The sequence below is a fragment of the Pseudoduganella flava genome, from assembly GCF_007830495.1.
Taxonomy (GTDB): Bacteria; Pseudomonadota; Gammaproteobacteria; order Burkholderiales; family Burkholderiaceae_D; genus Rugamonas; species Rugamonas flava.
The window spans coordinates 14,448-40,329 of sequence record NZ_VLKW01000013.1 but is presented as its reverse complement, the minus strand read 5'-3'; the positions used below and the strand labels follow the sequence as shown (position 1 = coordinate 40,329).

Below are 25,882 nucleotides of genomic sequence, written 5' to 3'. Positions count from 1 at the left end.
CCTCATCGAGGTGCCATCACCCTCACAGCAGGAGGACGCTGCATGGAATGCACCGAATCGCACTTCGACTTTCGCACGTTGTTCCGGGTACTGGTGCAACTGCCGTTGTCCCCTGACGAGATTGCCTGCCTGCGTGAGTGGTTCGCCGCGTTGGAAGCGCCGGGTCGCTGCTGCCAGTTGATCGAACAAGCGAAGGGCCGGCCATCTTGCCCGCACTGCGGCAATGAGCGCTGCTACCGCTGCGGTCATGCGGACGGGCTGCAACGCTACCGGTGCCTCGTTTGTCAGCGCAGTTTCAATGCATTGACCGGCACGCCGCTGGCGCGCTTACGGCACCGCGACAAATGGCTGCCGTATCTGCAATGCCTGATCGATTCACGCACGGTGCGGGCGTCGGCCGAACGGGTCGCGGTGGCGAAGTCCACCAGCTTTCGGTGGCGTCACCGCTTCCTCTGCGCCGTACGCCGCGACCAGCCGCCCAAGTTGCAGGGCATCGTCGAGGCGGATGAAACCTACGTGCTCGAATCCCAAAAGGGTTCGCGGCATCTGGATCGCCCGCCGCGCCGGCGTGGAGGCCGGGCGACTCGCCGCGGCATCAACGACCAGCATGACTGCATCCTGGTGGCACGCGATCGCGGCAAGACGACACATGAATTTCATGCCGGCCGCGGCCAGTCCACCGCCGAGCGCCTGCTGCACTACCTGAAACCCGTGTTGGCGAAGGACGCGCTGCTGGTCAGCGATGGCGCGAAAGCGTTTGCTTCATTCGCCAGGCAAGTCAACATCAGTCATGAGGCCATCAACGTGCGCGGCGGAGAGCATGGGCGCGGCGCCATCCACTTGAACGGCGTCAACGGCTGGCACGGGCGCTTCAAAACCTGGCTGCGCCGCTTTAATGGGGTGGCCAGCCGCTACCTGGCCAATTACTCGGGCTGGCGACGTGCGCTCGACGACGGCAAGGCCACGGCGGCGGCACATTGGCTCAGGCTGGCAGTGGCGCCGGAGGAGCGCTGGAAGTGACCCCATCCTCAGCAAAAAGTTCCGTTCCAATCGTCAAGCAGACTTAATGCGAACAGCGCCCTTTTTTTTCGGGAGCGTGTCGCGAACGGGATTCAACCCAACGGCAAGGGCTGGGGTCAGACCCGCCGGGTCTGACCCCCGGGTTTGCGTCGGGTTTGCATCTGGCGGTTCGACGCTTTCACTTGCCAATGTTCAGCAAACGCAATGTCTGTTCGTCCGGCACCCCGCCATAAAACGTGTCCAGTGCGGTGCGGAACAGGGCGTCTCCCGTCGCTTCCACGAACAGCGTCATCGACGAACGAAACTTCAGCGCATCCACACTGCCGAGTATCGTGCCGATCGGCGTGCCAGCATGGGCATTGACGAGCTGCGTGCACTCGCGCAGCCGGGCGCCGAGGAGGGGATGCGCGGCATAGGCGCGGGCTTCGTCCAGCGACGCGATGCCGTAGAAGCGGCTGGTCTCGGACCGGCCCAGGCCGCGCAGCTGGGGGAACACGAACCACATCCAGTGGCTCGTCTTGCGGCCCGCGCGCAGCTCGCGCACGGCGTCGTCGTAGGCATGCCGCTGGGCGGCAACGAAACGGTCGAGATCGAATTGCATGGCATCCTCCTCGATGCCAGTCTACCTCGCTCTATCGTGCGAGGTGTTTCGCCAGGAACGCCTCGAGCCGGCGATACACCTCGACCTGGTTGTCGAGCTTGTGGAAGCCGTGCCCTTCGTCGTCGACGTGGAACCATTCCGGCTCCCGGCCCGCCTTGCGCAGCGCCGCGCGCATGCGCGTGGCGTGGCTGTCGGGGGCGATCCTGTCCTCGCCGCCGTGGATCAGCAGCACGGCGGCCTCGATCGACGCCGCCTGCGTCGTGGCCGACAGCGCCTTCATCTCGGCGCGCTTGTCCGTCACGAAACGCTCCACGTTTTCTCCCGAGCCGATCTCGGACATGAAGCCTTCGCCCGCGTACAGGCCCACGTCATAGACGCCGGCGTAACCGATCGCGCACTTGAAGAGCTTCGGCTCGCGCGCCGCCAGCGTCAGCGCCGGCAGGGCGCCGAAGCCGGTGCCGAACACGCACATGCGGTTGCCGTCGATGTCGGCATTGCCGGCGGCCCAGCGCACGCCATCGGCCAGGTCGTCCAGCACCTTGCCGCCCCATTGGCCGAAGGCGGCGCGCTCGAACGCCGGGCCCATGCCGCCCGAACCGCGGTGGTTCACCTGCAGCGTCGCGTAGCCCCGGCTGGCAAGGAATTGCGCATCCGCGTCGAAGTACCAGCGGTCGCGGAACCCGTTCGGACCGTCGTGCGGGATCAGAACAAGCGGCAGCTTCGCGCCGGCGGCGTGCGCGGGCATCGTCAGGAAGCCGTGCAGCGTCGTGCCGTCGCGGCCCTGGAACGCGATCGGGCGGCGCTCGGCCATCTGTTCCGGCACGATGCCCAGCATCCGCGCCAGCAGCAGGTTCGCTTTGTTGGTGGCACGGTCGTACAGGTAGTAGCTGCCCGGATCGCGGTCGCTGCGCACCGAGAACAGCACCTTGCCGCCATCTTCGGAAGCGTTGATGAACTCGACGACCGCGTCCTTGAAGTGGCGTGACAGCTCGCGGTGCAACTGCACGTCGCGGTCGCCGTCCGGCTTCAGGTAGTGCACGCGCGGAATGCCCACGCTCGACAGCGCGGCGAACGGCGCATCGCGGCGGCTGACCTGCATCAGCGTATCGATGTCGCCCGCGGGATCGGCGGCCGCGACGCGGCGCGCGCCCCTCGCCAGGTGTTCGGCCACGAGCACCTCGGGGCCGCCGGCGGCGGAATGCAGTGCGAAGAACTCGCTGTCGTCGGCGGAGAACGCGATCGGTTGCAGCAGGCTGCCCACGCGGCTGTCCGGCACGCGCTGCCAGTCGCGCGCGCCGTCGCCGCGGCGCCACAGCTGGAACTTGCCGCCTTCGTCGTGGCCATAGGCGAAGCGGGGCTGGCCGTCGTGCTGCAACAGGAAGGTGGCATGGGCTTGCGGCACCTGCGTGATCGTCGTGCGGTAACCCGTCGCCGTGTCCATATCGTGCAGATAGGTGCTGTCGTGGTGCCACATCACTTCGGCCAGGCTGACGTGGCCGTCGTATTGCGCCGGCACGCTCGCCACATAGCCGTAACCCTGCGACTTGCCGCTGGCCAGCCCGAACAGGTACCTGGCCTGGCTGCCGTCGCGGTTCACCGCCAGCACCTCGCCGCGCGCCAGCACCGGGCCGCGCGAGCCGGCACGAAAGCCGCGCGCGGCCACGATGCGCGTGTTGCTGACCCACGTGAAGTTCATCGGCACCTGCTCCGGCGGGAACGGCATCAGTGCCTCCGTCGTCGCGCTTTCCAGCGCCAGCACGGCAAGTCCGCGCACTTCGCGGTCCTTGAACAGCGTGCGCGTCGCCAGCACGAGGCGCTTGCCGTCGGGCGACAGCTTCGGCGGGGCCAGCAGTTCGTCGCCGACGAAGGCGCGGATCGGAATCGGCGCGGCAGGGGGCGCCGCGGCGGCGGCGGCAGTCTGCGCCAGCAGCAGGGGCAGCAGGAGCGGCAAAGTCGGGAATGTCATGACGGCGGGTGGCGGATGAATGAAGCGTCCATTATCTTGAAGAAACAGACTTTCTACAATTGCAATAATTGGTGAGAATTGCCGCGCGGCTGGCCGCCGATAACGCCACCGTGGCATAATCCGCCGTCCCCCATCCCGCAGCCCCATGAACGAAACCCTGAACCTGCTCGGCCTGGCCACCACGCCGCTCGAACTGCTGTCCTTCGCGCTGTCGATCGCCACCGTGTGGCTGAACATCCGCCAGAATCACTGGGCCTGGCTGTTCGCGATCCTGTCGTCGGCCCTGTACGGCGCCGTGTTCTACGAGTCGAAGCTGTATGGCGACATGGGCCTGCAACTGGTGTTCATCGCCGTTTCCGTGTGGGGCTGGTACCAGTGGCTGCGCGGCGACGACAGCCACGAACGCCTGCCCGTCACGGCGCTGGCGTGGCGGGGCAGGGCGGTTGCGGCGGTGGCCTGGCTGGTGCTGTTCGCCGGGCTGGCGTGGTTCCTGAAGTCGAACACGGATACCGACGTGCCGTTCGCGGACGGCTTCCTCACCGCCGGCAGCCTGGTCGGCCAGGTGCTGTTGTCGCGCAAGAAGCTGGAGAACTGGCACACGTGGATCATCGTCGACGTGCTGTACGTCGCGCTGTACGTGCACAAGGGCCTGATGCTGACGGCCGTGCTGTATGCGATGTTCGTCGTGATGGCGATCATCGGCCTGCTGGCGTGGCGCAAGTCGATGGCCGGCGACGAAGAAGCCAATGCGGCCAGTGCGGCGATGGTGCTGAAATGACGCTGGCCCGCGGCGGCCTGGCGCGCATCGCCATCGTCGGCAGCGCGTCGTCGGGCAAGACGACGCTGGCGCAGGCGCTCGCCGAGCGCTATCGCGACGTGTGGGTGCCGGAGTACCTGCGCGAGTTCGTCGAGTCGCGCGGCCGCGTGCCGGTCGAGGGCGACCAGCTGCACATCGCCGAAACGCAGGCCGCGCGCGAAGACCTGGCGGCCACGCGGGCCGGCCGCTTCCTGTTCTGCGACACGACGCCGCTGATGACGGCCGTCTACAGCCGCCACTACTTCGGCCGCATCGAGGACAGGCTGGCGCAGCTGGTGGCGGCGCGCCGCTACGACGTGACGTTCCTGTGCGCGCCGGACTTCCCGTGGACGCCCGATGGCCTGTGCCGCGAGCCGGAAGACCAGAGCGTGCCCGTCAACACGATCCTTGCCGAGGAACTGGCCGCGCGCGGCATCCCGCACGTGCGCATCCAGGGCCCGATGGCGCAGCGGCTGCGCCAGGTGGAAGAGGTGCTGGGCCTCTGATGTACTGGGCCGCCGACAGCGGCCCATCCTTCCGGTCAGAAGTTCAGCTGCGCGGACACCCGGAACGTGCGTTCCGCGCCCGGGAACAGGTAGCCCCCCAGCTCCGGCGTCACGTCGCGCCAGTAGAACTTGTCCGCCACGTTGCGCACCTGCGCGCGCAGCACCAGCGGCATGCCGCTCATGCGCGTCGCGTAGGAAGCGCCCAGGTTGAACACGTGGTACTTCGGCACGAACACGGTGTTCTCGTCGTCGAACGCCTTCTTACCGGCGAACTGCCAGTCGCCGTTCACCTTCAGCGCCGGCGTGAACGCGTACTCGGCGAACACGGTCGAGCGCAGTGCGGGAACGTCCGTGACGCGCTTGCCATCGAGGTTGCTCTTGCCGGTGCCGCTCTGCTCCGTGTGCAGTGCCGCCAGCGACGCGCCCACCGTCAGGTCGGGCAGCACCTTGCCTTGCGCGGAGAACTCCAGGCCGCGGTGACGCGCCTGGCCGTTGCGGACGAACAGCTTCAATGCGTCGTCGGTGTATTCGAGGCCCTTCTCTATCTGGAACAGGGCCGCCGCATACTGGATGCCGTGCACGTCCGCCTTGGCGCCCAGTTCGACCTGCTTCGATTTGCCCGGTGCCAGCGCGCGGTTGGCGTTGCCAGTGCCCAGCGGCGCGATGCCGCCGTGGTCCAGACCCTGCGAGTACGACGCATACAACGTCACGTTCGCTTGCGGGTTGTACACCACAGCCACGTTCGGCAGCCAGAAGTTCTCGTCGGTCGGTGCGACATCGATCTCGTTGCGCTGCACGTTGACGAAGCGCGCGCCCGCATGCAGTTTCAAGCCGTCGGCAAGGCCCACGATATCCTGCACGAACACGCCCCGCTGCAGGTCGTTGCGCCGCTCCGAGACGGGGCCCGGCTGGTTCGTCGACATCTGCAGCGGCACCGGGTGCCACACATTGCTGGTGCCGACCGGGTCGTACACATAGTCGCCCCAGCTTTCCTTGTTGCGGAACCAGGACAGGCCGGCCGTGAACTCGTGCGCCAGCGTGCCGGTGGCGAAGCGGCCCTGCAGCAGCGCCTGCGCGGAGAACGGCTTTTTCTTTTCGCCCAGGCTGCGGTAGTCGTACATGTCGTAGTCGCCGTTGGCGCAGAAGCCCGGCTGGATGGCGCCGCAGCCGTACGGGAACGCCGTGTAGTCGTCGCGCTTGAACACGTGCTGGTTGGCGCTGACGACGGCCTTCCACTCGGGCGTGAACTGGTACTGGAAGCGCGCGCCGAAGTTGGCGCTTTCCGTCTCGACGGGTTCACTCCACGGCTGATTGTTCAGCATCGTGTCGGCCGCCACGCCGGTCGGCAGGCGCACGCCGTCGATCAGCTGGAAGCCGGGCGCCGACACCTGCGATTTCTTCTGGTAGTCGGCATCGACCTGCAGCAGCGCCTGCGGCGAGATGCGCCAGTCGAACGCCGCGGAAACGAAGCCGCGGTGGCCGTCCGCCCCTTCGATGTAGGAACGGAGACGCTCGCCGGCCACGTTGATCCGGTAGCCGAAGCGGCGGTCCTCGAAGCGGCCGCCGACGTCCACCGCGCCCAGCACGGTACCCCGTTCGCTCACCTCGAACAGCACGGAACGCAGGGCCTGCTCAGTGGGGCGCTTCGTGACGTAGTTGACGATGCCGCCGGGGGCCGCGATGCCGTACTGCAGGCCGGCCAGGCCCTTCAACACTTCGATGCTTTCCTTGTTCTCCAGCGGGATCTGGGTGTCGCCGGAAATGGCGAGGCCATCCTTCCGGTAGCTGCTCGCGTTGTTCAGCTTGAAGCCGCGGATCGAGAACTGTTCCGCGTAGCCGACGGCGTTGTAGGCATCGCTGATGCTGGCGTCGTAGCGCGCCGCATCGGTCGTCGACCGGATGTTCAGGTCCTGCATGCGCTCGCGCGTCAGCACGTTGACCGAGGCGGGCGTTTGCAGCAGCGGCGTCTCGGCAAAGCCGGCGACGGATGCGGTGTCGGCACTGCCGCGCACGGCGGCGACGACGACTTCCGTCATCGCGGGTTCGTTCTGTTGGGCCAATGCGGGGAACGCCTGCGCAATGGCGAGCGCGGCGGCGGTGACGGTAAAGCGGGTCTTGTACATTATTGTGCTCTTCGGTTGTTCAGCAGCGAAAGAGCACAGCAGACGTGTGGGGAGGGGACAGGCACCGTGTTGCGCTTTCCTTCGCTGGCATTATCCAGATCAGGTACGAAGGGTATCTCTCACCCGGCACGCACGCGTGCCAGGACCCCTAGCGAGGCGCAAGCTTAACACATCCGCTTGCAAATTCGTGCGCCAGCTTTCCCGACGTGCCGTTACACTTGAGGAAACATGGCCTTGGACCGACAATGTCACCCTGTCGTTCAATCCATTACTAGGAGGCCGCCATGACGCAGGAGCACGTCGTCGAATCCCGCGAGACCCTGAATGCGCAGGTGCTGGACATGCACCGCGCGCTGACCTCGCTGGCCGACAAGCTGGGAGCGCTGGACATGTACAACCAGCGCATCGAAGCCTGCACGGACCCGGAACTGAAGCTCGTGATGTCCAGCCAGCGCGATGCCACGCGCAAGCACGTCGCGATGCTGCTGGAATGGGCCCGCCGGCGCGATCCAAAGCTGGACAAGGAGCTGCGCGAAGCGCTGTTCAAGGCCGGCCCGATCGCCGCGCAGTATCACTACGATGAAAACATGTGAGGACAACCTCACGGATGGGAAGACCTGGATGAAGCAGCCGTATCATGAAGGAAGCTGGTTTGCCGTGCCGTTGATGAACGGCGGGTATGCCGCCGGGCTCGTCGCCCGCATGTCGCCACAGGGGAAGATCATGCTTGCCTACCTGTTCGGCCCGAAGCGCGCGACGATGCCGACGCTGGCCGACGTGTGCACATTGCAAGCCAGCGACGCCGTGAAGGCGATCCGCACCGGCGACATGGCGCTCGCGAACGGGCGCTGGCCCGTGCTGGGCGATTGCGAACAGTTCGACCGCGGCGACTGGCCCGTGCCCGTGTTCATCCGCCGCTCGGACACGCTCAAGCGCGCCTGGCAGGCGACTTACGCGGACGACCCAGCGAAGCCGGAACGGGAAGTCTCGGTGCCGTATGAAACGGAAGGGCTGGAAAGCGATTCGCTGTACGGCTACGGCTCGACGGAACTGCTGCTGACGAAATTACTCGACTGACGGGGAGGGGCGATGCACCAGGGAGGGTGTTTCTGCGGCGCCGTGCGCTACGTCGTCACGGCCCAGCCGTTCAACAGCACGCTGTGCCACTGCACGATGTGCCGCCGCGCCAGCGGCGCACCCGCCGTCGCCTGGTTTTCCGTGCCCGGGCCGGGCCTGCACTTCACGTCCGGCACGCCGTCCTACTACCACTCCAGCCCGGGCTGCCGGCGCGGCTTCTGCACCGCCTGCGGCACCCAGTTGACGTTCGAGGATGAGCGCTCGCCGAACGAGGTCGACGTCACGACAAGCAGCCTGGACGATCCCGAAATGATCTCGCCCGGCGACCACACGTTCATGCAGAGCCACGTGCGCTGGCTGCAGCTGGCCGACACGCTGCCGCGCTACGTGCGTACCCGCGGCGAAGGCACGCGCGAGCTGCCTTAGCTCATCTCAGCGGTCCTCAGCGTCCCTGGCCCAGCTGCGCGGCCGGTACACATCCCTCCGCCCGCCCCAGTAGCAGCGTGCGTTCCCGTTCGTTCTGCGTCATCTCCGCCGCCCGTAAAAACTCGGTACGGGCCTCGTCCAGCCGGCCCAGCTTGAACAGCAGATCGCCCCGGACGCTGGGCAGCAGGTGGTAGTGGCGCAGCGCCGGTTCGTCCTGCAATGCGTCCACCACCTCCAGGCCGGCGGCCGGGCCGAACGCCATCGCCAGCGCCACCGCGCGGTTCAGTTCCACGACGGGCGACGGCGCCAGCTGCGCCAGGCCGTCGTACAGCGCGGCGATGCGTTCCCAGTCCGTGTCGGCCGCCGTGCGGGCGCGGGCGTGGCAGGCCGCGATTGCCGCCTGCAAGCCGTATGGCCCCAATGTCCGGCCCAGCTGGCTGGCGCGCTCCAGCGCCGCCAGGCCGCGGCGGATCAGCAGCTGATCCCACTTCGCGCGGTCCTGGTCCAGCAGCAGCACCGGCGCGCCGCCCGGGCCCACGCGGGCGCGGGCGCGCGACGACTGGATTTCCATCAGCGCCACCAGCCCATGCACCTCCGGTTCGCGCGGCACCAGTTCGGCCAGGATGCGGCCGAGCCGCAGCGCCTCGTCGGCCAGCGCCGGGCGCATCCAGTCGCTGCCGGCGCTCGCCGAATAGCCTTCGTTGTAGATCAGGTAGATCACCTGCAGCACGGACGACAGCCGCTGCACGAGCTCGTGCCCGGTGGGCACCTCGAACGGCACCTTCGCTTCCGCCAGCGTGCGCTTGGCACGCACGATGCGCTGCGCCACGGTCGGTTCCGGCACGAGGAAGGCGCGCGCGATCTCGTCCGTCGTCAGGCCGCCCAGCAGCCGCAACGTGAGGGCGACGCGGCCCTCGGTCGGCAGCACCGGGTGGCAGGCGATGAAGACGAGGCGCAGCAGATCGTCGCCGATGCGGTTTTCCAGTGCCCGCTCCAGGTCGGGCGCCGCGTCTTCCAGCAGGCTTTCGATTTCGTAGGTGAGTTCCGGTTCCTTGTCGTGCGCCAGCTTGCGGTGGCGCAGGTGGTCCAGCGCGCGGTTCTTCGCGGTGGCCATCAGCCAGGCGGCCGGGCGGTCCGGCATGCCGGTTTCGGGAAATGCGGCCGGCCACGTCTCCAGCGCGGCGACCAGCGCTTCCTGCGCCATTTCCTCGGCCAGGCCGACGTCGCGCAGCATCCGCGTCAGCGCGGCGATGATGCGGGCCGATTCGATGCGCCAGACAGCTTCGACGGCGCGGTGGACGTGTGCCGTCACCGGATCACTTCACGCAGTTCCAGTACGGCGTCCGGCCACGGGAACGGATAGCTCTTGATCCACGCAATGGCCTCGTCACGGCTGGCGGCCTGGATCAGCCAGAAGCCGGCGATCAGTTCCTTGATCTCGGTGAACGGCCCATCGACGACCGTGGCGCGGCCGCCCTTGAACTTGACGCGCGCGCCTTTCGCCGTCGACTTCAGTCCGTCGCCCGCGAGAAGCACGCCCGCTTGCGCGTCGGCCGCGTTGCGCGCGTTCATCCGCTCGATGACGCCGGGCGCCGGCATCATGTCCGCTTCCAGCTTCGGGCACGAGCGGATCAGCACCGCGTACGGCGTCAGGTGCGCCGGCGATTGCGAGTCGACGCCATGGCAGCCGCCCGGGCAGCCCGTCTCGCGCACTTCGAGGACGGCATTGCCTTCCGCATCCGCCGTCGGCCAGCCTTGCGCCCACGCGAGCGCCGCCTCCTGCGACGGCGCATCGACGATCGCGAAGCCGGCCACGGTTTCATCGGCGGGGAACGGGCCTTCCTGCGTCTGCCAGATATCGCCCGCCCTGGTCATGCGCAGGGCCGCTGAGGAGGGATGCAACCAGCGTCCGTCCGGCACGCTGCGTGCCAGTTGCTCGGCCTCGTCCAGGCTGGCGTCGCCGCGCCGTATCACCATGAAAGCCATTGCATCCTCCTCGTGTTGGTCAGGTCATGTCGCGTTGGCGGCCACCCGAGAGCGCAGCTGCTCCTCCTGTTCGCGCAGCTCGGGCGTGAATTCGGCGCCGAAGTCTTCCGCCTCGAACACCTGGCGGATCTCGATCTCGTCGCCGTCGGGCATCGGGGCCCGCTTGACCCATTCGATCGCCTCGTCGCGCGACTTTACCTGAATCAGCCAGAAGCCGGCAATGAGTTCCTTCGTTTCCGAGAAAGGGCCGTCGATCACGCTGCGGTCCTTGCCCTGGAAGCGGATGCGCACGCCCTTCGAGCTGGGGTGCAGGCCTTCGCCGGCCAGCAGCACGCCCGCATTGACGAGCTGTTCGTTGTACTTGCCCATCGCCGCCAGCAGGTCGGTGGATGGCATCTTGCCCGCTTCGGAATCGGCATTGGCTTTTACGATGATCATGAAACGCATGATGGTCTCCCGTTCTTATTGTTGGGCCGCTTCGGGGCAGCCGACCATCGCCGTTTTCGACGCTTCCATCGCCTCTTCCGGGCTGACATCGCGGACGTGCGTGGCCAACGACCAGCTGTGGCCGAACGGGTCGACGAGGATGCCGTAGCGGTCGCCCCAGAACATGTCGGCCACCGGCAGTTTTTCCTTGGCGCCGGCATCCAGGGCACGCTTGAACACGGTGTCGATGTCCTCGACGTAATGGTGCAGGGTGACGGGCGAGTTGCCCTGCGGCCCCACGCTGCCCCACTCGGGGAATTCGTCGACCAGCATCACGGGGGCGCCGCCGATACGGACCATCGCGTGCATCAGCTTGCCGCTGCCGTCCGGCACGGGCATGCGCACTTCTTCGACGGCGCCGAACGCCTTCTTGTAGAACTCGATCGCGGCGGACGCGTCGCTGCAGACGAGATGCGGCACGATCGCGGGCATGCCTTCGGGGATTTTTTTGACGGTGCTCATGGCGTATCTCCTTCATCGTGGTTGAGGAAGCGCGGAACTGCGCTCCCATACTCCCACGACGGACGGGCCAAGGCCAGATCGACAAGCACGCGAAAATTTTTTTTGCAGGGGGCCGCGACGCGCACGCCGCGGCCGTTTTGACCTACATCAACGGTATTGTTTTTTTGCCGCTTCCATCGCTTCCTGTGGGGAAACATCACGGACGTGCGTCGCCAGCGACCAGAAGTGGCCGAAGGGGTCCCGCACGACGCCGTAGCGGTCGCCCCAGAACATGTCGGCCGGTTCCGCCTTCGACTCGGCGCCGGCGGCCACCGCTTGCCGGAACGACGCATCGACGTCCTCGACATACAGGTGCAGCGTGACTGGCGAGGCGGCCAGATCCTGCGGACCGGTGCAGCCCGGGTATTCGTCCATCATCATGATGGGGGAGTCGCCGATGCGGATCATCGCGTGCATCAGCTTGCCGCTGCCGGCGGGGTCGGGCATGCGGCCCAGCTCGACGGCGCCGAACGCCTTCTTGTAGAACTCGATCGCGTCGGCGGCATTGCGGCAGACGAGGTGCGGGGTCACGGTGTGCATGCCTTCAGGGATTTTCTTTACTTCGTTCATGGTTGTCTCCTTCGGATAAGTGAGGGACAACCATGGTAGGCGCGCGTGCTGACAGATCCTGTCAGTAGCCTAGATGGCTTCCAGCGAAATCTGGATCAGCAGGCCGCCGCCGTCGCGGTTGCCGAGCTGGAGCTCGGCGCCGTGCCGTTGCAGCACGCGCTCGACGATCGCCAGGCCCAGGCCCGCGCCGTTGGCCTGGCTGCGTGCCGTGTCCAGCCGCGTGAACGGCTTCAGCAGTTCCGTCATCCGTTCCGGCGGCACGCCCACGCCATGGTCCTGCACTTCGATGACGACGCGCTTGGCCGTGTGCATGCCTTTCACGGTGCAGCGGATGTCGATCTCTGCCAGGTCCGTGCCCGGCGTCTTGCCGTAGCGCCGGGCGTTCTCGATCAGGTTGTGGAACACGCGCTTCAGGTCGGTGCCGTTGCCGCGCACGTGGGCGCCGTCGGCGATGTCGGTGACCACCTTCACGTCCGGCAGCCGCGACACCTCGTGCGCCACTTCGTCGAGCATCGCCGATACGTCCACGTTGACGAAGCTGGACGTTTCCGTCGGCTTCGCGTAGTCGAGGAACTGGGCGATGATCGCGTCCATCTGGGCCAGGTCGGACTTCATGCCGTCGCGCGCATCGGGCGTCAGGTCGGCCATCTCCACCTCGAGCTGCATGCGCGTCAGCGGCGTGCGCAGGTCGTGCGAGATGCCGGCCAGGATCACGGCGCGGTCCGACTCGACTTGCTGCAGGTCGTCCACCATCTGGTTGAAGCTGCGGTTCGCCTGCCTGATTTCCTGCGGCCCCTTCTCGGGCAGCGGCTCGGGCCGGCGCCCCTGGGCGATTGCCCGCGCGGCCGCCGTCAGCCGGCGCAGCGGCGCGTTGACGAGGCTGGAGATCGCCGCGGCACCGAGCAGCGACACGAGCGACACGACGGCCGCCCAGCCGATCCACTGGATGCCCGTCAGCCATGGGATGCGCTCGCGTTCGAGCATCAGCCAGTACTGGTCGTCGTCGATCTTGAAACTGACCCAGAAGCCGCGCATGCCGTTCACGCGGGCCGAAAAGCGGGTGTCCGCACCCAGCTTGGCCTTGACGAGGCGCTCGACGTCCGGCATCAGGGCGTTGTCCGGCGGCGGGTCGATCTCGTCGTTTTCCTCGAGCAGGAAGACGCGGATGCCTTCGTTCGACACCAGTTCGAACAGCAGCTCGGTGCGCAGCTCGGGCGCCGAGTGCGTCAGCGCCGCGCGGGTGATCGTCACGACGGAGATGACCTGGGCGGCCAGCTGCTGCGCCTGCGGTTCGCGCTGGACGAAGCTGATCATGCCGACCCAGGACGCCATCGACAGCGTCGTCAGCACACCGAGCAACAGGAACGTGCGCCAGAAGAGGCCACTCTTCAGGCGCGCCAGGGTGGGGCGGCGGAACCTCATGCGGCGTCACGCATCAGCGTGGCTGGCCCTCCGGAATGAACACATAGCCCAGGCCCCAGACCGTCTGGATGTACAGCGGGCTGGAAGGATCTGGCTCGATCAGCTTGCGCAGGCGCGAGATCTGCACGTCCAGTGAGCGGTCGAACACTTCGTACTCGCGGCCGCGCGCCAGCTCCATCAGCTTCTCGCGCGACAGCGGCTGGCGCGCATGGCGGGCGAATACTTTCAGTACCGAGAATTCGCCTGTCGTCAGCGGCACCGTCTCGCCGTTCTTCTTCAGGGTGCGGGTGCCCAGGTCGAGCACGAACTGGCCGAATTCAAACGTCTGCGGGGTTTCCGACGGCGCGCCGGGGATCTCGTCCGGGGCCTTGCGGCGCAGCACGGCGCCGATGCGGGCCACCAGTTCGCGCGGGTTGAACGGCTTCGGCAGGTAGTCGTCGGCACCCATCTCGAGACCGACGATGCGGTCCACGTCCTCGCCCTTCGCCGTCAGCATGATGATCGGGGTCTGGTCGCCGGCACCGCGCAGGCGGCGGCAGATCGACAGGCCGTCCTCGCCGGGCAGCATCAGGTCCAGCACCAGCAGGTCGTAGCGTTCGCGCAGCCACAGCTTGTTCATCGCCGTCGCGTTTTCGGCCGTGAACACGTTGAAGCCCTGTTCGGTGAGGTAGCGGCGCAGCAGGTCGCGCAGGCGGACGTCGTCGTCCACCACCATGATCTTGGCCTGGTGGCCGCCATGGTTCGCGGCGGTGGATGTGGTGGCCTGAGTGTTGCCGGAATCAGTCGGGTTCGTTGTCATAGTGCTGTCGGAATTGTCAGAAGCATGTTGCTATGGTAACGTCTTAACGCGTGACAAGGCGCGCGAAGACGCACCCATTACAAAGTGTTACATACTTTACCCAAACACCCTTATGCGCGCTGGGAAAGGGGCATACACTTTGACCATCGGGTAGAGCTTACCAGACACGACACGAGGACACGGATGAGCAAGCAGGCACAGGAACGGAGCAGGGCAGGCGCGTATCGCGTCCGCGCCTTGGCCGGCGCACTGGCGCTTGCCTTGGGCGGCGTGGTGGCGATGTCCGCCGCCGTGGCCGGGCCGAACGACGGTCCAGGTCGCCGCGACGACCGCGGCCAGCAATCGCAGCAGCGCCGCGATTTTCGCGACAGCCGCTGGGGCGACGCGGCCGATCCCCGCAGCTTCGAAGCGCGCGCCGAGGAGCAGCGCCGCATCATGCAGGAAAACGCCAACAACGCCGAAATGACGCGCCGCATGAGCCGCATGACGCCGGACGAGCGCCGCGACCTGCGCCGCCAGATCAACGAGGCGAGCCAGGAAGTGTATTCGGTGACACCGCGCCGCTGAGCGCCGCCGCTGCATCCCAGACGGGCCGGTTTTCCGGCCCGTTGTGCGTTTTGGCGACAATTTCGCACCAACGTTTGTGCTGGCGTCATGTTACCCTAGAAAAAAACTTATAAATTAACGGCACCATTCTTGACATTGATGCCGGGCAATATTGGGGGAATCTCGTGCAAACCGACGCCGTGCCGGACGACTTACCGGCCGCCACAGTGCCATCGCCGGCGCTCGCGCCGCAGCCGGCTGTCGTCCCGCGTGACGACGGCGTCTGGCTGGTGGCCGGCGTTGCGCCTGTCGACGCGCAGGCCGCGGTGGGGCACGTGTTCCTGTCCGGCTCCTGCTTCGCCGGGCTCGACTACGGCGTGTTCCTGCGCATGCTGTTCGGCGCCGGGCCGGAGCTGCCCGAGGCGCAGCGCGAGCAGCCGCTGGTGCGCTTCGCGGACGCGATCGTGCCGTTCGTCTCCGCCCGCCGGGCGCTGTACAAGTCCGTCAAGATCATCGCCGGCGAAGCCGACTACTTCTTCGAGCCCGTGTTCCTGGACACGGGCGAAGGCGAGCCGCAGCCGGCCACGCTGAAGTTCGACGAATTCGTCGCCGACATGTGGATCAAGGGGATCCGCTTCGGCATCGACGCCGCCGCCGTGCGCGACGCGATCGCCAGCGGCAAGCCGGCGCGGCGCGTCGTCGCCCGCCGGCTTGACCCCGTGCCGGGGCGCGATGCGGCGATCGTCGAGGTGTCGGACGACCTGCACCGCTCCAACGCGCCGCGCGAGCTGGCCAACGGCCGCTTCGACCTGCACACGTTCCAGAACCGCTTCCCGCAAGTGAAGGCGCGCGTGCGCCTGCTGCGCAAGGAGCCGCGCTCCGAGGGCAGCCGCGGCTTCGAGCTGTCCGGCATTCCGATCGAAGCGCCGGCCGGCAAGGACCTGGAGCTGACCCGCGTCGCGGGGCAGGGCACCGTGATCGAGCACCTGGACGGGTACGACTACCTGATCGCCGCCGTCGAAGGCTTCATCAACGTGGACGGCAAGACGCAGCGCCTGTCGATCGGCCCGAAGATCGTCAGCCGCGAAGGCGTCAGCGTGCGCACGACGGGCAATCTGCAGCTGACCGGCGAGTACGAGGAATTCGGCGAGGTGCAGGAAAACCGCGTCGTCGAAGGCGGCAACATCACGATCCATGGCGACGTATTCGGCAACATCGCTTCGCGCGGCGGCAGTGTGCACCTGAAGCGCAACCTGATGGGTGGCAGCGCCGCCAACGTAAACGGCCCGATCCGCATCGGCGGCGTGGCCGCGAATGCCGTCGTGCAGACGAAGCAGGGCGAAGTCACGATCCGCCAGGCGCAAAGCTGCGTGATCACGGGCTCGAAGGTGACGATACGGGAAGCCACCAACTGCGAGATCATCGCCGACGAGGTGGTGATCGGCAACGCGACCGGCTGCGCGATCGCGGCGCGGCGCATCGCGATCGACTACGCCGGCCCGCGCAAGCAGAGCGAGATGCTGCTGTTCGCGCTGGTGCCGGATACCACGCGCTACGACGACGCGATCGCCGACAGCCTGGCGCGCGCGGCCGCCGGCGCCGCCGCGGCCGAGCGGCACAAGGCGGCGATCGACGCGATCACCACCCGCCAGGACGTGCGCAGCTACCTGACCCTGGCGACCCGCGTGCGCAAGCGCGAGCTGACATTGACGGCCGAGCAGCTGCCGCGCTTCCACAAGATGGCCGAGCAGGTGGGCCCGGCGCTGAAAGATGTCGCCAAGCTGTCGCTGGCCGGCAAGGAAGCGCAGGCGCAGCACGACAAGATGGCCGAGCAGGTGGCGCTGCTGCGCACCCGCCGCACGGAAATCGCCGGCGTCTCGACGTGCAAGGTCAAGATGCTGTCCGGCGACACGATGCTGCGCACGATGGTGTTCCAGCCGGACGCCGGGCCGCCGCACGACCTGGCGCCGAAAGACGTCAAGGCGAAGCTGCGTGCCGGCTCGTGGAGCCACGCGCCCGTGGTGCATGCGGCGCAGGGAACGCTGGCGTGGACGTCCGCGCCCGAAGCCACGTCCCCGGCTTGACTGTTACGCCACGAAGCGCAGCGGGCAGCGCGCCGTCACGAAGCCGCTGCCGTCGTCTGAGATGGATGGCGCAAACAGCGGATGGACAAGCGCCTCGGCCATCGTCAGCACCGGGCTGACGCAGCAGTCGGCGGCGGCGAATGCCGCGGTCCATTCGCCTTGCGTGCGGGTGGCGAACAGCGCTTCCAGTTCCGCGCGCACCGCCAACGCGTCCGCACTGCCGGGCTCCTGGCCCAGCTGCCAGTGGCGCCGTGCAAGGTCCGGCCGCCCCAGCACCGCGCAACACGCTTCCCAGAACTTCAGTTCCAGCGCACCTACCGCCATCCAGCGGCCGTCGCGGCTGCGGTACACGCCGTAGCACGGCACGCCGCCCGTCAGCAAGGCCGCCCGGTCCGGGGCGCCGCCTGACCGCGCATCGTTCAGCGCGGCCAGCGGCATCACGTTGTGGGCAAACACGCCGTGCGTCATCGACACGTCGACGAAGCGCCCCGGGCCGCCCATGCGCACCGCGAGCAGCGCGGCGAGGATGCCTTGCACGGCCAGCGCGGCCCCGCCCAGCAGGTCGCCCACCTGCAGGTTCGGCAGCACGGGGCGCCCGTCCGCATCCGTGTTCGCGGCCAGCATGCCCGCCCAGCCGACGTAGTTGATGTCGTGGCCGGCCCGGTCGGCCAGCGAGCCTGCCGCGCCGTAGCCGGAGATCGCGCACATCACCAGATCCGGCTTGCGCGCCTTCAGCACGGCCCAGCCGAGCCCCAGCCGGTCCATCACGCCGGGGCGGAAGGTTTCGAGCAGCACGTCGGCGCCGTCGACGAGGCGCAGCGCTTCGGCCCGGCCGGCCGGGTCCTTCAGGTCCAGCGCGAGCGTGCGCTTGCAGGTGTCGAGCGCGCGGTGCATGGCGGCGCTGATGCCCCGTGCCGGGTCGCCCGCGCCGGGCTGCTCGATCTTCAGCACGTCCGCACCGAGACTGGCCAGCCGCATCGCCGCGTAGGGCCCGGGCAGCAGGCGCGAAAAATCCAGCACGCGGATGCCAGCGAGCGGCAGTGCGATGTCCATGACAGTCTCCAATCGGGGGCTTGCCGCCACGGTAATGCGTATGGGCCGATCGGGCAAGAGCGCGCCGCGCTCCGCGTCGTGTCGGCGCGCACGGTGGCGGCTGTTGTGGCGGGCGTTGTGGTGGAAGAGTGACGGGCGTTGTCAAACCAGGCGAGCGGGACCGGGGGTTGAGAATAATCAACGTCTCCAGCCGGGGCCGACTTTAGCATGGCCAATGGCGGTTACCCGAACCCCGTCGCCGCCAGTCGATCAGACGAAAGGATCACCATGCAACCGACTCACGAAGCCACCGCTGTCGCTGTCCCTGCCGACGATGTGCGGCAATACCTGACGTTCCGCCTGGGCGGACTGGAATACGCGCTCGACTACTGCAATGTGCAGGAGCTGCGGCCGTTGAAGGCGCTCGAGCGCTTTGCCGCCGACGGCGAAATCATCAGCGGCGTGGCCGTGTCGCGGGGCGTCATCATGCCGATCGTCGACATGCGCATCGCGTTCGGCCCCAGGCCGCCGCAGCACGATCCGCACACGGACGTGATCATCCTGAAGCTGTCGACCTGCGTGATGGGCATGGTGACCGACGGCGTGACGGACATCGTCAGCCTGTCCGGCCGGCAGATCAAGCCGTTCCCGAACGGCCCGCAGGATGCCGACTACCTGTTAGGACTGGGCGAACTGGATGGCCGCAAGCTGATCGTCGTCGACATCGACAAGCTGATGGCGATCCGGCGCGTGAAGCAGGACGACCTGCACGCCGCGTAAAACAACGCCGCCCGAAGGCGGCGTTTCGATCATGCGGCGAGCGCTTCGAGCTGTTCGTGCAGTTCGAGCCATTCCTCTTCCAGCTGCTCCAGCTCCTTCGCGCACGCGGCCTGCTCGGCCAGCAGCGCCTTCAGCTTCGGCTTGTTGTCCGCTTCGTAGATGGCCGGATCGAGCAGCTGCGCGTCGATGCCGCTCTTCTGCGCGGTCAGCTGCGCGATGCGGTCGTCGACCTTCTTCAGCCGGTTCTCGAGCGGCTTGCGCTGCGCCGCCGTGCGCTGGCGCTGCTCGGCCTCGAGCCGCTTCTGTTCCTTGCGGTCCGCCGGCGTGGCCACGGGTGCGCTCGCGGCCGCGGGGCGTTCGGCAGTCGCCGTCGCCGCGGTCGCCGCCGGCAGCACGGCGGTGCCTTTGCCCAGCTTGGTCTGGAACAGCCAATCCTTGTAGTCGTCCAGGTCGCCGTCGAACGGCTGCAGGCGGCCGTCCGCGACGATGATGAACTGGTCGGTCGTCGCCCGCAGCAGGTGCCGGTCGTGCGACACGACGACGAGCGTGCCGTCGAACTGCGCCAGCGCCTCGGTCAGCGCCTCGCGCGTCTCCAGGTCCAGGTGGTTCGTCGGTTCATCCAGCAGCAGCAGGTTGGGCCGCTGCCACACGATCAGCGACAGTGCCAGGCGCGCCTTCTCGCCGCCGGAGAACGGCGCGATCGGGCTGGTCACCATCGTGCCGGGGAAGTTGAAGCTGCCCAGGAAGTTGCGCAACTCCTGCTCGCGCACCGTCGGCGCGATTTTCTGCAGGTGCCACAGCGGCGACTCGTCGTGGCGCAGCATCTCGACCTGGTGCTGGGCGAAGTAGCCGATGACGAGGCCCTTGCCCGTCGTCGCCGTGCCCGCCAGCGGCGCCAGTTCGCCCGCCACCGTCTTGATCAGCGTCGACTTGCCGGCGCCGTTCACGCCGAGCAGGCCGATGCGCTGGCCCGTCTGCAGCGAAAAATCGATGCCGCGCACGATGACCTTTTCTTCGACCGCGTAGGTCTTCGGGTCTTCGCTGCGATAGCCGGCGTTTACGCCTTCCATCACCAGCAGCGGATTCGGTGCCGACAGCGGCTCGCGGAACTCGAACGAGAACTCGGCGGCCGCGCGCAGCGGCGCCAGCTCTTCCATCTTCGCCAGCGCCTTCATGCGGCTCTGCGCCTGCTTGGCCTTGGTGGCCTTGGCCTTGAAGCGGTTGATGAACGATTCCAGGTGCGCACGCTTCTTCTGCTGCTTCTCGATCATGCCGGCGGCCAGCACCATCTGCGCGGCCCGCTGGCGCTCGAAGCTCGAGTAATTGCCCGAGTAGCGCTTCAGCTTGCGGTCGTCGATGTGCACGATGACGTTGACGATCTCGTCGAGGAAATCGCGGTCGTGCGAAATGATGATCAGGGTGCCGGGATAGCGCTTCAGCCAATCCTCGAGCCAGATGATCGCATCCAGGTCCAGGTGGTTGGTGGGTTCGTCCAGCAGCAGCAGGTCGGAAGGGCACATCAGCGCCTGCGCCAGGTTCAGGCGCATCCGCCAGCCGCCGGAGAAACTGGACACCGGCTGGCGCATCTGCGCCAGCGAAAAGCCCAGGCCCAGCAGCAGCTGCTCGCCGCGCGACTGCACCGTGTACGCATCGGCATCGGCCAGCGCGCTGTGCACCTCGCCCAGCGCGATGCCTGTGTCGTGCGATCCGTGCGGCGATTCGGGCAGCGCTTCCAGGCGCTCCAGTTCCGCCTGCAGGCGGCGCAGGTTGACGTCGCCGTCGATCGCGTAGTCGAGAGCCGCGCGTTCGAGCGGCGGCGTTTCCTGCGCCACGTAGGCCATGCGCCAGCTGGCGGGGAAGTCGATATTGCCGCCGTCCGGATGGATCTCGCCGCGCAGCATCGCGAACAGGCTGGACTTGCCGGCGCCGTTCGCGCCGATCAGGCCGATCTTGTCGCCCGGGTTCAGCGTCAGGTCAGCCCCTTCCAGCAGCGGCTTCACGCCGCGCATCAGGCTGACGCCTTCGATACGTATCATCTGCGTATTTTCAGTTAGATTTTCAGTTGGTCGGCGGTGAGCAGGAACACCATGTCATCGCCCTGGCTCGTCGTCAGCCACGTCAGGCCCAGGTCGCCGAACGCCGCTTCCGCGAAGTCCTTCTCGTTGCCGATTTCGACGATCAGCAGGCCCTCGTCCGTCAGGCGCTCGGCGGCGCCGGCGACGATCTTGCGCACCAGGTCCATGCCGTCCACGCCGCCGTCCAGCGCGATCTGCGGCTCATGGCGGTATTCCTGCGGCAGGCGGCCCATTGAACCGGAATTCACGTACGGCGGGTTGGTGATGATCAGGTCGTACTTCTTGCCGGCCGGGACGTTCGCATACAGGTCCGACTGGATCAGGTTGACGCGGTCTTCCAGCTTGTACGTCTCGACGTTCTTGCGCGCGACTTCCAACGCATCGGCGGAGATGTCGACGGCGTCGACCTGCGCATCGGGGAACGCGTCGGCCAGCATGATCGCCAGGCACCCGGAGCCCGTGCACAGTTCCAGCACGTTCTCGATGCCTTCCGGGTTGTTGACCCATGGCGAGAAGTAATCGGGAATCAGCTCGGCGATGTACGAGCGCGGCACGATCGTGCGCTGGTCCACGTAGAAGCGGTAGCTGCCCAGCCAGGCCTCGTTCGTGATGTAGGCGGCCGGGATCCGCTCGGTGGCGCGGCGCTCGATGACGGCGGCAACCTTCTGCACTTCGTCCGGCAGCAGGCGCGCGTCGAGGAACGGCTCCAGTTTATCGAGCGGCAGCTTCAGGGTGTGCAGGATAAGGTAGGCGGCTTCGTCGAACGCTTCCGCGCTGCCGTGGCCGAAGAACAGCTGCTCCGTGTTGAAGCGGGTCGTTGCGTAGCGCAGCAGGTCGCGCGGGGTCGTGAAGAGGGAGGTGTCCATGGTATTCCTTATGCGCCCGACGCGAGCAGATTCTCGAGCGTGCGGCGGTAAATGTTTTTCAGCGGGTCGATGAAGCGCACTTCCACGTGCTCGTCGATCTTGTGGATGCTGCCGTTCGGCGGGCCGAACTCGATGACCTGCGGGCAGATCTGCGCGATGAAGCGGCCATCCGACGTGCCGCCCGTCGTCGACAGTTCCGTGTCGATGTCGACTTCCGCCTTGATCGCCTCGCAGATCGCGGTGGACAGCGTGCCGCGCGGCGTCAGGAAGGGCAGGCCGGACAAGGTCCACTTCAGGTGGTACTCGAGGCCATGCCGGTCGAGGATCGCGTGGACGCGCTCCTTCAGGCTGTCGGCCGTGCTGGCGGTGGAGAAGCGGAAGTTGAAGTCGATGACCATCTCGCCCGGGATCACGTTGTTCGCGCCCGTGCCGGCCTTCACGTTCGACATCTGCCACGACGTCGGCAGGTAGTACTCGTTGCCTTCGTCCCACACCTCGGCCACCAGGTCGGCCAATGCCGGCGCGGCCAGGTGGATCGGGTTCTTCGCCAGCTGCGGGTAGGCGATGTGGCCTTGCACGCCCTTGATCGTCAGGCAGCCGGACAGCGAACCGCGGCGGCCGTTCTTGATCATGTCGCCCAGCGTGCGCGACGACGTCGGCTCGCCGCCCACGCAGTAGTCGATCGCTTCGCCCCGTTCCTTCAGCTTGTTGCAGACGACGACGGTGCCGTCCGTGGCCGGGCCTTCCTCGTCGCTGGTGAGCAGGAAAGCGATCGAGCCTTTATGGTCGGGGTGGGCGGCGATGAACTCCTCGCAGGCGACGACCATCGCCGCGAGCGACGTCTTCATGTCCGCCGCGCCGCGGCCATACAGCTTGCCGTCGCGGATCGTCGGGAAGAACGGCTCGGAAGTCCATTGGTCCACGGGGCCCGTCGGCACCACGTCCGTATGGCCGGCAAACACGAACACCGGTTGCTCGGTGCCGCGCCGCGCCCACAGGTTGGTGACGTCGCCGGACCGGATGGTCTCGCACTTGAACCCGAGCGGCTCGAGCAGCTCGATCAACTGCTGCTGGCAGCCCTTGTCCTCGGGGGTGACGGAAGAACGGCCGATCAGTTTCTCGGTCAGCACGAGGGTACGCGATTCGCTCATGGTCTCAATTCGTAAAGATCTGTTGGTACTGTTCCGACTTGAAGCCGACGTGGCAGGCCTGTGCCGTTTGCAGCACGGGGCGCTTGATCACGGACGGGTTCTCCAGCATCAGCGCGGTGGCGCTGGCCGCATCGACGACCTGCGCCTTGCGCTCGTCCGGCAGGCCGCGCCACGTCGTGCCTTTCTTGTTGACGAGGACTTCCCAGTCCAGGTGTTGCAGCCAGTGCCGCACCGTGGCCTCGTCGAGGCCTTGCTTCTTGAAGTCGTGGAACGTGAAGTCCTGCTGCCGCTCGGCCAGCCAGGTGCGGGCTTTCTTGACGGTGTCGCAGTTGGGGATGCCGTAGAGAGTGATCATCGGAAAATCGGGGAATGGCGCAGTGCCGGGGAACCAAAGTGCGCCATTATAGCCGCTCGGACTACGCGCCCCGTCACACCCGCGCACACACGAGGCCCGGGCTGCTGCCGAGCCGGTAGCTGAACTGGAGCGTGTCGCCGGGCGCGACGGGCATGCGGCCGGGCAGGCGCTGGGGCACGGTCAGGCTGCACTCGTAGTCGTCCAGCCGGTGGCCGCCATACACGTCGATCTTCGTCAGCAGGCGCGCTTGCTGGGCCGGCCCGAACGGCGGCACGCGCACGGCCGCCGCCGGCAGCTCGTCGCCTTCCAGCGCGCACCATGCGGCAAGCGCTTCACTGTCCAGCGTGAAGATGGGGCCAAGGTCGATCCGGTCGCGTTGCGGCGGCGTGAACGGCACGCTGGCATCCGGTACCGGCGGGCTCAGTTCGCGGGCCGGATCGAGCAGGCAGGCGTGCACCGTCACCCGTTCCGGCACCAGCAGCGCGGCGGGCGCCTGGGCGTGCAGCGCGCGGAAGATCGCCACCTGCGGTTCGCTGCGCAGCGCCGCGTTCATCGTTTCGCTGACGATCACGTGCGGCGGCCGGGCCGGATCGATGCGGTGGTGCGTCGCATCGGCGCACACCCACGCGTCGACGCAATCGCCCAGGCCAAAGCTGTCGACCAGGGCGCGCGCGTGACGCAGCGACTCGTCGTGCACGTCGATCAGCGTGAAGCCCACCTGTTCGCCGTACAACGCCATCTGCGGCAGCGCCAGCAGCGCATACGGCCCGCAGCCGGCGTACAGCACGTGCACCCGCTCATGCGCCCGCAGCACGGTGCCGATCGCGGCATGCAGGCCCTTGATGAAGGCGATCGTGCGGTAGGGCTGGAGGGCGCACAGCGCCGCCTGCACGGGCGAGATGGCCAGGCCCGAGTCCAGCACGGAAGCGTCTGCGTTGACGGGCATGCCGCCGGCGGTCGACAAGGTCGAGCAGTGCTCGAGCAGTTCGCGCAGCGCGGTGGCTTCAGCCACCAGGTCCGTCATTGCGTGGGCGGGATCGGTGAGCGCGCGGCTCAGCCGCCGCAGCGTATCGAGGTGGTCCATGCTCTTGCGCCATGAAGGGAAAGCGCCGATGATAGCAAATCAATAAGCTGGACGACGCCCATGACGAGCCCCATGCTGCGCGCGCAACGACCGGAGGACGAAGCCTTCCTGCGCCACCTGTACGCGATGACGCGGGACGACCTGCGCCAGCTGCCGCTTGATCCCGCGTCGCTCGGCGCGTTGATCGACATGCAGTACGAGGCGCAGCGCACCGGCTATCGGGCGATGTACCCGCGGGCCAGCTACCTGGTCGTCGAACGGGACGGCGAGCCGCTGGGGCGAGCCATCGTCGACGAGAACGATGAGGAACTGCGGCTGGTGGACATCGCGCTGCTGCCGCAGACCCGCGGGCAGGGCATCGGCACGGCGCTGATCGGCATCTGGCAGCGCGCAGCGGCGGGGCGGGGCAAGCGGGTCGTGTTGTCGGTGCTGCACACCAATGGACGGGCGCGCCGGCTGTACGAAGCGCTGGGCTTCGTCGCCTGCGGCGGGGATGGCGTGCGGTGCGAGCTGGTGTGGCGGGGCTGACGGGGGACGTCAGGAATGGCGCTGTTCGCGTAAGGTTGGGGAACTTCCAGGCGTCAACGCTGTCTTACCTTCTGTTGAGATAACTCATCGATAACAGGAGGCAACGATGGGAACGAGCGGCTTTCAGCACCTGTTCCGTGCGCTGGCGCAGCTACCGCTGTCGGCTGACGAGATCGCCTGTCTGCGGGACTGGCTCGCCGCGCTGGAGGCACCCGGCCGCTGCCTGGCGCTGATCGAACAAGCAAAGGGGCGATGCGTCTGTCCGTATTGCGGCAACGCGCGCTGTCACCGCAGCGGGCACGCGGACGGTTTGCAGCGGTATCGCTGCATCGTCTGCCGACACAGCTTCAACGCGCTGACCGGCACGCCGTTAGCGCGCCTGCGGCATCGCGACAAATGGCTCTCCTATTTCCAGTGCTTGATCGAGTCGCGCACGGTGCGCGCAGCCGCCGAACGCGTCGCGGTCGCGAAGTCGACCAGCTTTCGCTGGCGCCACCGTTTCATCGCCGCCGTGCGGCGCGAGGAGCCGCCTACATTGAAGGGCATCGTCGAAGCTGACGAAACCTACGTCTTCGAATCGCAGAAAGGCTCGCGCCATCTCGACAGGCCGCCCCGCAAGCGCGGTGGCAAGGCCACCTGCCGCGGCATCAGTCAGCAGCATGAGTGTGTGCTGGTCGCGCGCGATCGCGGCAAGACCACGCACGCTTTTCATGCCGGCCAGGGAGAGCCGGACGCCGAGCGCCTGCTGCGCTACCTGAAACCGGTGCTGGCGCGCGATGCCTTGCTGGTCAGCGACGGCGCCGCCGCTTATCCGCGATTTGCGAAGCTGGCCGGGATCAGCCATCGGGCGATCAACGTGCGCGCCGGCGAGTACGCGCGCGGCGCAATCCACGTCAACGGCGTCAACGGCTGGCATGGCCGCTTCAGGACCTGGCTGCGCTGCTTTTGCGGTGTGGCGAGCCGCTACCTGGCCAATTACGCCGGCTGGCAAATGATCCTTGATGCGGCGGCGCTGACCATTCCCGAGCATTGGCTGCGGGCGGCGGTTGCACCCCGGCAGCAGGAGCGACCGTTATATCTGCGATAAGTTCCGTTCCGAGGA

27 protein-coding genes and 1 riboswitch are annotated in these 25,882 nt (G+C 67.2%); of the genes, 11 read left to right on the top strand and 16 right to left on the bottom strand.

Annotated elements, in window-relative coordinates; genetic code table 11:
* The first annotated feature begins 42 nt into the window (after window positions 1–42).
* Complete coding sequence (locus IP92_RS25925) at window positions 43–1,020, top strand: IS1595 family transposase (RefSeq protein WP_229418974.1); 978 nt, start codon at window positions 43–45, stop codon at window positions 1,018–1,020.
* Between the two features lie 178 nt (window positions 1,021–1,198).
* Here the strand turns inward: IP92_RS25925 and IP92_RS25920 are convergent, their stop codons facing one another.
* Together IP92_RS25920 and IP92_RS25915 are read right to left on the bottom strand one after the other, a co-directional pair.
* The gene (locus IP92_RS25920; RefSeq protein ID WP_145880784.1) at window positions 1,199–1,621 is read right to left on the bottom strand and encodes a DUF1810 domain-containing protein; all 423 of its coding nucleotides are present in this window, start codon (window positions 1,619–1,621) and stop codon (window positions 1,199–1,201) included.
* Between the two features lie 31 nt (window positions 1,622–1,652).
* Window positions 1,653–3,587, bottom strand: coding sequence for an alpha/beta hydrolase family protein (locus IP92_RS25915; RefSeq protein WP_158206696.1), 1,935 nt, complete (start codon window positions 3,585–3,587; stop codon window positions 1,653–1,655).
* A 145-nt stretch (window positions 3,588–3,732) separates the two neighbouring features.
* Here IP92_RS25915 and pnuC point away from each other — a divergent pair, with 145 nt between their 5' ends.
* A complete protein-coding gene (gene pnuC, locus IP92_RS25910; protein ID WP_145880780.1) occupies window positions 3,733–4,365 on the top strand; it encodes a nicotinamide riboside transporter PnuC in 633 nt (210 codons plus the stop codon).
* Window positions 4,362–4,889: an AAA family ATPase gene (locus IP92_RS25905; RefSeq protein WP_145880778.1), complete on the top strand. Its 528-nt coding sequence runs from the start codon at window positions 4,362–4,364 to the stop codon at window positions 4,887–4,889. Before pnuC ends, IP92_RS25905 begins: the two co-directional genes overlap by 4 nt.
* Window positions 4,890–4,924: 35 nt before the next feature.
* Here the strand turns inward: IP92_RS25905 and IP92_RS25900 are convergent, their stop codons facing one another.
* Window positions 4,925–7,012, bottom strand: coding sequence for a TonB-dependent siderophore receptor (locus IP92_RS25900; RefSeq protein WP_145880776.1), 2,088 nt, complete (start codon window positions 7,010–7,012; stop codon window positions 4,925–4,927).
* Between the two features lie 59 nt (window positions 7,013–7,071).
* A riboswitch (TPP riboswitch) is annotated at window positions 7,072–7,172 on the bottom strand.
* A gap of 124 nt (window positions 7,173–7,296) precedes the next feature.
* Between IP92_RS25900 and IP92_RS25895 the strand changes: the two genes are divergently transcribed.
* From IP92_RS25895 to IP92_RS25885, 3 genes are read left to right on the top strand one after another with little or no spacing between them, the layout of a single operon-like run.
* Complete coding sequence (locus IP92_RS25895; RefSeq protein WP_145880773.1) at window positions 7,297–7,605, top strand: ferritin family protein; 309 nt, start codon at window positions 7,297–7,299, stop codon at window positions 7,603–7,605.
* A 28-nt stretch (window positions 7,606–7,633) separates the two neighbouring features.
* Window positions 7,634–8,089, top strand: coding sequence for an Imm26 family immunity protein (locus IP92_RS25890; RefSeq protein ID WP_145880771.1), 456 nt, complete (start codon window positions 7,634–7,636; stop codon window positions 8,087–8,089).
* 12 nt (window positions 8,090–8,101) lie between these two features.
* Window positions 8,102–8,515: a GFA family protein gene (locus IP92_RS25885; protein ID WP_145880769.1), complete on the top strand. Its 414-nt coding sequence runs from the start codon at window positions 8,102–8,104 to the stop codon at window positions 8,513–8,515.
* A gap of 16 nt (window positions 8,516–8,531) precedes the next feature.
* Here the strand turns inward: IP92_RS25885 and IP92_RS25880 are convergent, their stop codons facing one another.
* The 7 genes from IP92_RS25880 to ompR form a co-directional block, all read right to left on the bottom strand.
* Window positions 8,532–9,827 carry an RNA polymerase sigma factor gene (locus IP92_RS25880; protein WP_145880767.1) on the bottom strand — a complete coding sequence of 432 codons (1,296 nt, stop codon included), beginning with the start codon at window positions 9,825–9,827 and terminating at the stop codon, window positions 8,532–8,534.
* Window positions 9,824–10,501, bottom strand: a complete 678-nt coding sequence (locus tag IP92_RS25875) for a YciI family protein (protein ID WP_145880765.1) — start codon at window positions 10,499–10,501, stop codon at window positions 9,824–9,826. Before IP92_RS25875 ends, IP92_RS25880 begins: the two co-directional genes overlap by 4 nt.
* A 24-nt stretch (window positions 10,502–10,525) precedes the next feature.
* Window positions 10,526–10,948 (bottom strand): YciI family protein, encoded by a 423-nt coding sequence (locus tag IP92_RS25870; RefSeq protein WP_145880763.1) that lies wholly within the window; start codon window positions 10,946–10,948, stop codon window positions 10,526–10,528.
* 15 nt (window positions 10,949–10,963) lie between these two features.
* Complete coding sequence (locus tag IP92_RS25865) at window positions 10,964–11,449, bottom strand: VOC family protein (RefSeq protein ID WP_229418973.1); 486 nt, start codon at window positions 11,447–11,449, stop codon at window positions 10,964–10,966.
* Between the two features lie 147 nt (window positions 11,450–11,596).
* Complete coding sequence (locus IP92_RS25860) at window positions 11,597–12,058, bottom strand: VOC family protein (RefSeq protein WP_145880762.1); 462 nt, start codon at window positions 12,056–12,058, stop codon at window positions 11,597–11,599.
* A gap of 69 nt (window positions 12,059–12,127) precedes the next feature.
* Window positions 12,128–13,480, bottom strand: coding sequence for a sensor histidine kinase family protein (locus IP92_RS25855; protein WP_145880760.1), 1,353 nt, complete (start codon window positions 13,478–13,480; stop codon window positions 12,128–12,130).
* A 13-nt stretch (window positions 13,481–13,493) separates the two neighbouring features.
* Window positions 13,494–14,195 carry an osmolarity response regulator transcription factor OmpR gene (gene ompR / locus IP92_RS25850; RefSeq protein ID WP_229418989.1) on the bottom strand — a complete coding sequence of 234 codons (702 nt, stop codon included), beginning with the start codon at window positions 14,193–14,195 and terminating at the stop codon, window positions 13,494–13,496.
* A gap of 267 nt (window positions 14,196–14,462) precedes the next feature.
* On the opposite strand from ompR, the gene IP92_RS25845 reads away from it, so the two are divergent.
* Both IP92_RS25845 and IP92_RS25840 read left to right on the top strand, forming a co-directional pair.
* Window positions 14,463–14,846, top strand: coding sequence for a hypothetical protein (locus IP92_RS25845; protein ID WP_229418972.1), 384 nt, complete (start codon window positions 14,463–14,465; stop codon window positions 14,844–14,846).
* A gap of 164 nt (window positions 14,847–15,010) precedes the next feature.
* On the top strand, window positions 15,011–16,909 hold the full coding sequence (locus IP92_RS25840) for a flagellar assembly protein A (RefSeq protein ID WP_229418971.1): 1,899 nt from the start codon (window positions 15,011–15,013) through the stop codon (window positions 16,907–16,909).
* A 3-nt stretch (window positions 16,910–16,912) separates the two neighbouring features.
* Here the strand turns inward: IP92_RS25840 and IP92_RS25835 are convergent, their stop codons facing one another.
* On the bottom strand, window positions 16,913–17,962 hold the full coding sequence (locus IP92_RS25835) for a CaiB/BaiF CoA transferase family protein (protein ID WP_145880757.1): 1,050 nt from the start codon (window positions 17,960–17,962) through the stop codon (window positions 16,913–16,915).
* Window positions 17,963–18,229: 267 nt separating this feature from the next.
* On the opposite strand from IP92_RS25835, the gene IP92_RS25830 reads away from it, so the two are divergent.
* Complete coding sequence (locus IP92_RS25830) at window positions 18,230–18,721, top strand: chemotaxis protein CheW (RefSeq protein WP_145880755.1); 492 nt, start codon at window positions 18,230–18,232, stop codon at window positions 18,719–18,721.
* A 29-nt stretch (window positions 18,722–18,750) separates the two neighbouring features.
* Here IP92_RS25830 and IP92_RS25825 read toward each other — a convergent pair whose 3' ends face one another.
* The 5 genes from IP92_RS25825 to IP92_RS25805 form a co-directional block, all read right to left on the bottom strand.
* Window positions 18,751–20,757, bottom strand: coding sequence for an ATP-binding cassette domain-containing protein (locus tag IP92_RS25825; RefSeq protein ID WP_145880752.1), 2,007 nt, complete (start codon window positions 20,755–20,757; stop codon window positions 18,751–18,753).
* A 14-nt stretch (window positions 20,758–20,771) separates the two neighbouring features.
* Window positions 20,772–21,662: a 50S ribosomal protein L3 N(5)-glutamine methyltransferase gene (gene prmB / locus IP92_RS25820; protein ID WP_145880750.1), complete on the bottom strand. Its 891-nt coding sequence runs from the start codon at window positions 21,660–21,662 to the stop codon at window positions 20,772–20,774.
* 8 nt (window positions 21,663–21,670) lie between these two features.
* Window positions 21,671–22,813, bottom strand: a complete 1,143-nt coding sequence (dapE, locus tag IP92_RS25815; RefSeq protein WP_145880748.1) for a succinyl-diaminopimelate desuccinylase — start codon at window positions 22,811–22,813, stop codon at window positions 21,671–21,673.
* Window positions 22,814–22,817: 4 nt separating this feature from the next.
* The gene (locus IP92_RS25810) at window positions 22,818–23,168 is read right to left on the bottom strand and encodes an ArsC family reductase (RefSeq protein WP_145880746.1); all 351 of its coding nucleotides are present in this window, start codon (window positions 23,166–23,168) and stop codon (window positions 22,818–22,820) included.
* 73 nt (window positions 23,169–23,241) lie between these two features.
* Complete coding sequence (locus tag IP92_RS25805; protein WP_145880744.1) at window positions 23,242–24,252, bottom strand: SAM-dependent methyltransferase; 1,011 nt, start codon at window positions 24,250–24,252, stop codon at window positions 23,242–23,244.
* 60 nt (window positions 24,253–24,312) lie between these two features.
* Here IP92_RS25805 and IP92_RS25800 point away from each other — a divergent pair, with 60 nt between their 5' ends.
* Both IP92_RS25800 and IP92_RS25795 read left to right on the top strand, forming a co-directional pair.
* Entirely contained in the window at window positions 24,313–24,780 is a 468-nt protein-coding gene (locus IP92_RS25800; RefSeq protein ID WP_145880742.1) for a GNAT family N-acetyltransferase, read from the top strand.
* Window positions 24,781–24,886: 106 nt separating this feature from the next.
* Window positions 24,887–25,867, top strand: a complete 981-nt coding sequence (locus IP92_RS25795) for an IS1595 family transposase (RefSeq protein WP_229418970.1) — start codon at window positions 24,887–24,889, stop codon at window positions 25,865–25,867.
* Window positions 25,868–25,882 lie beyond the last annotated feature (15 nt).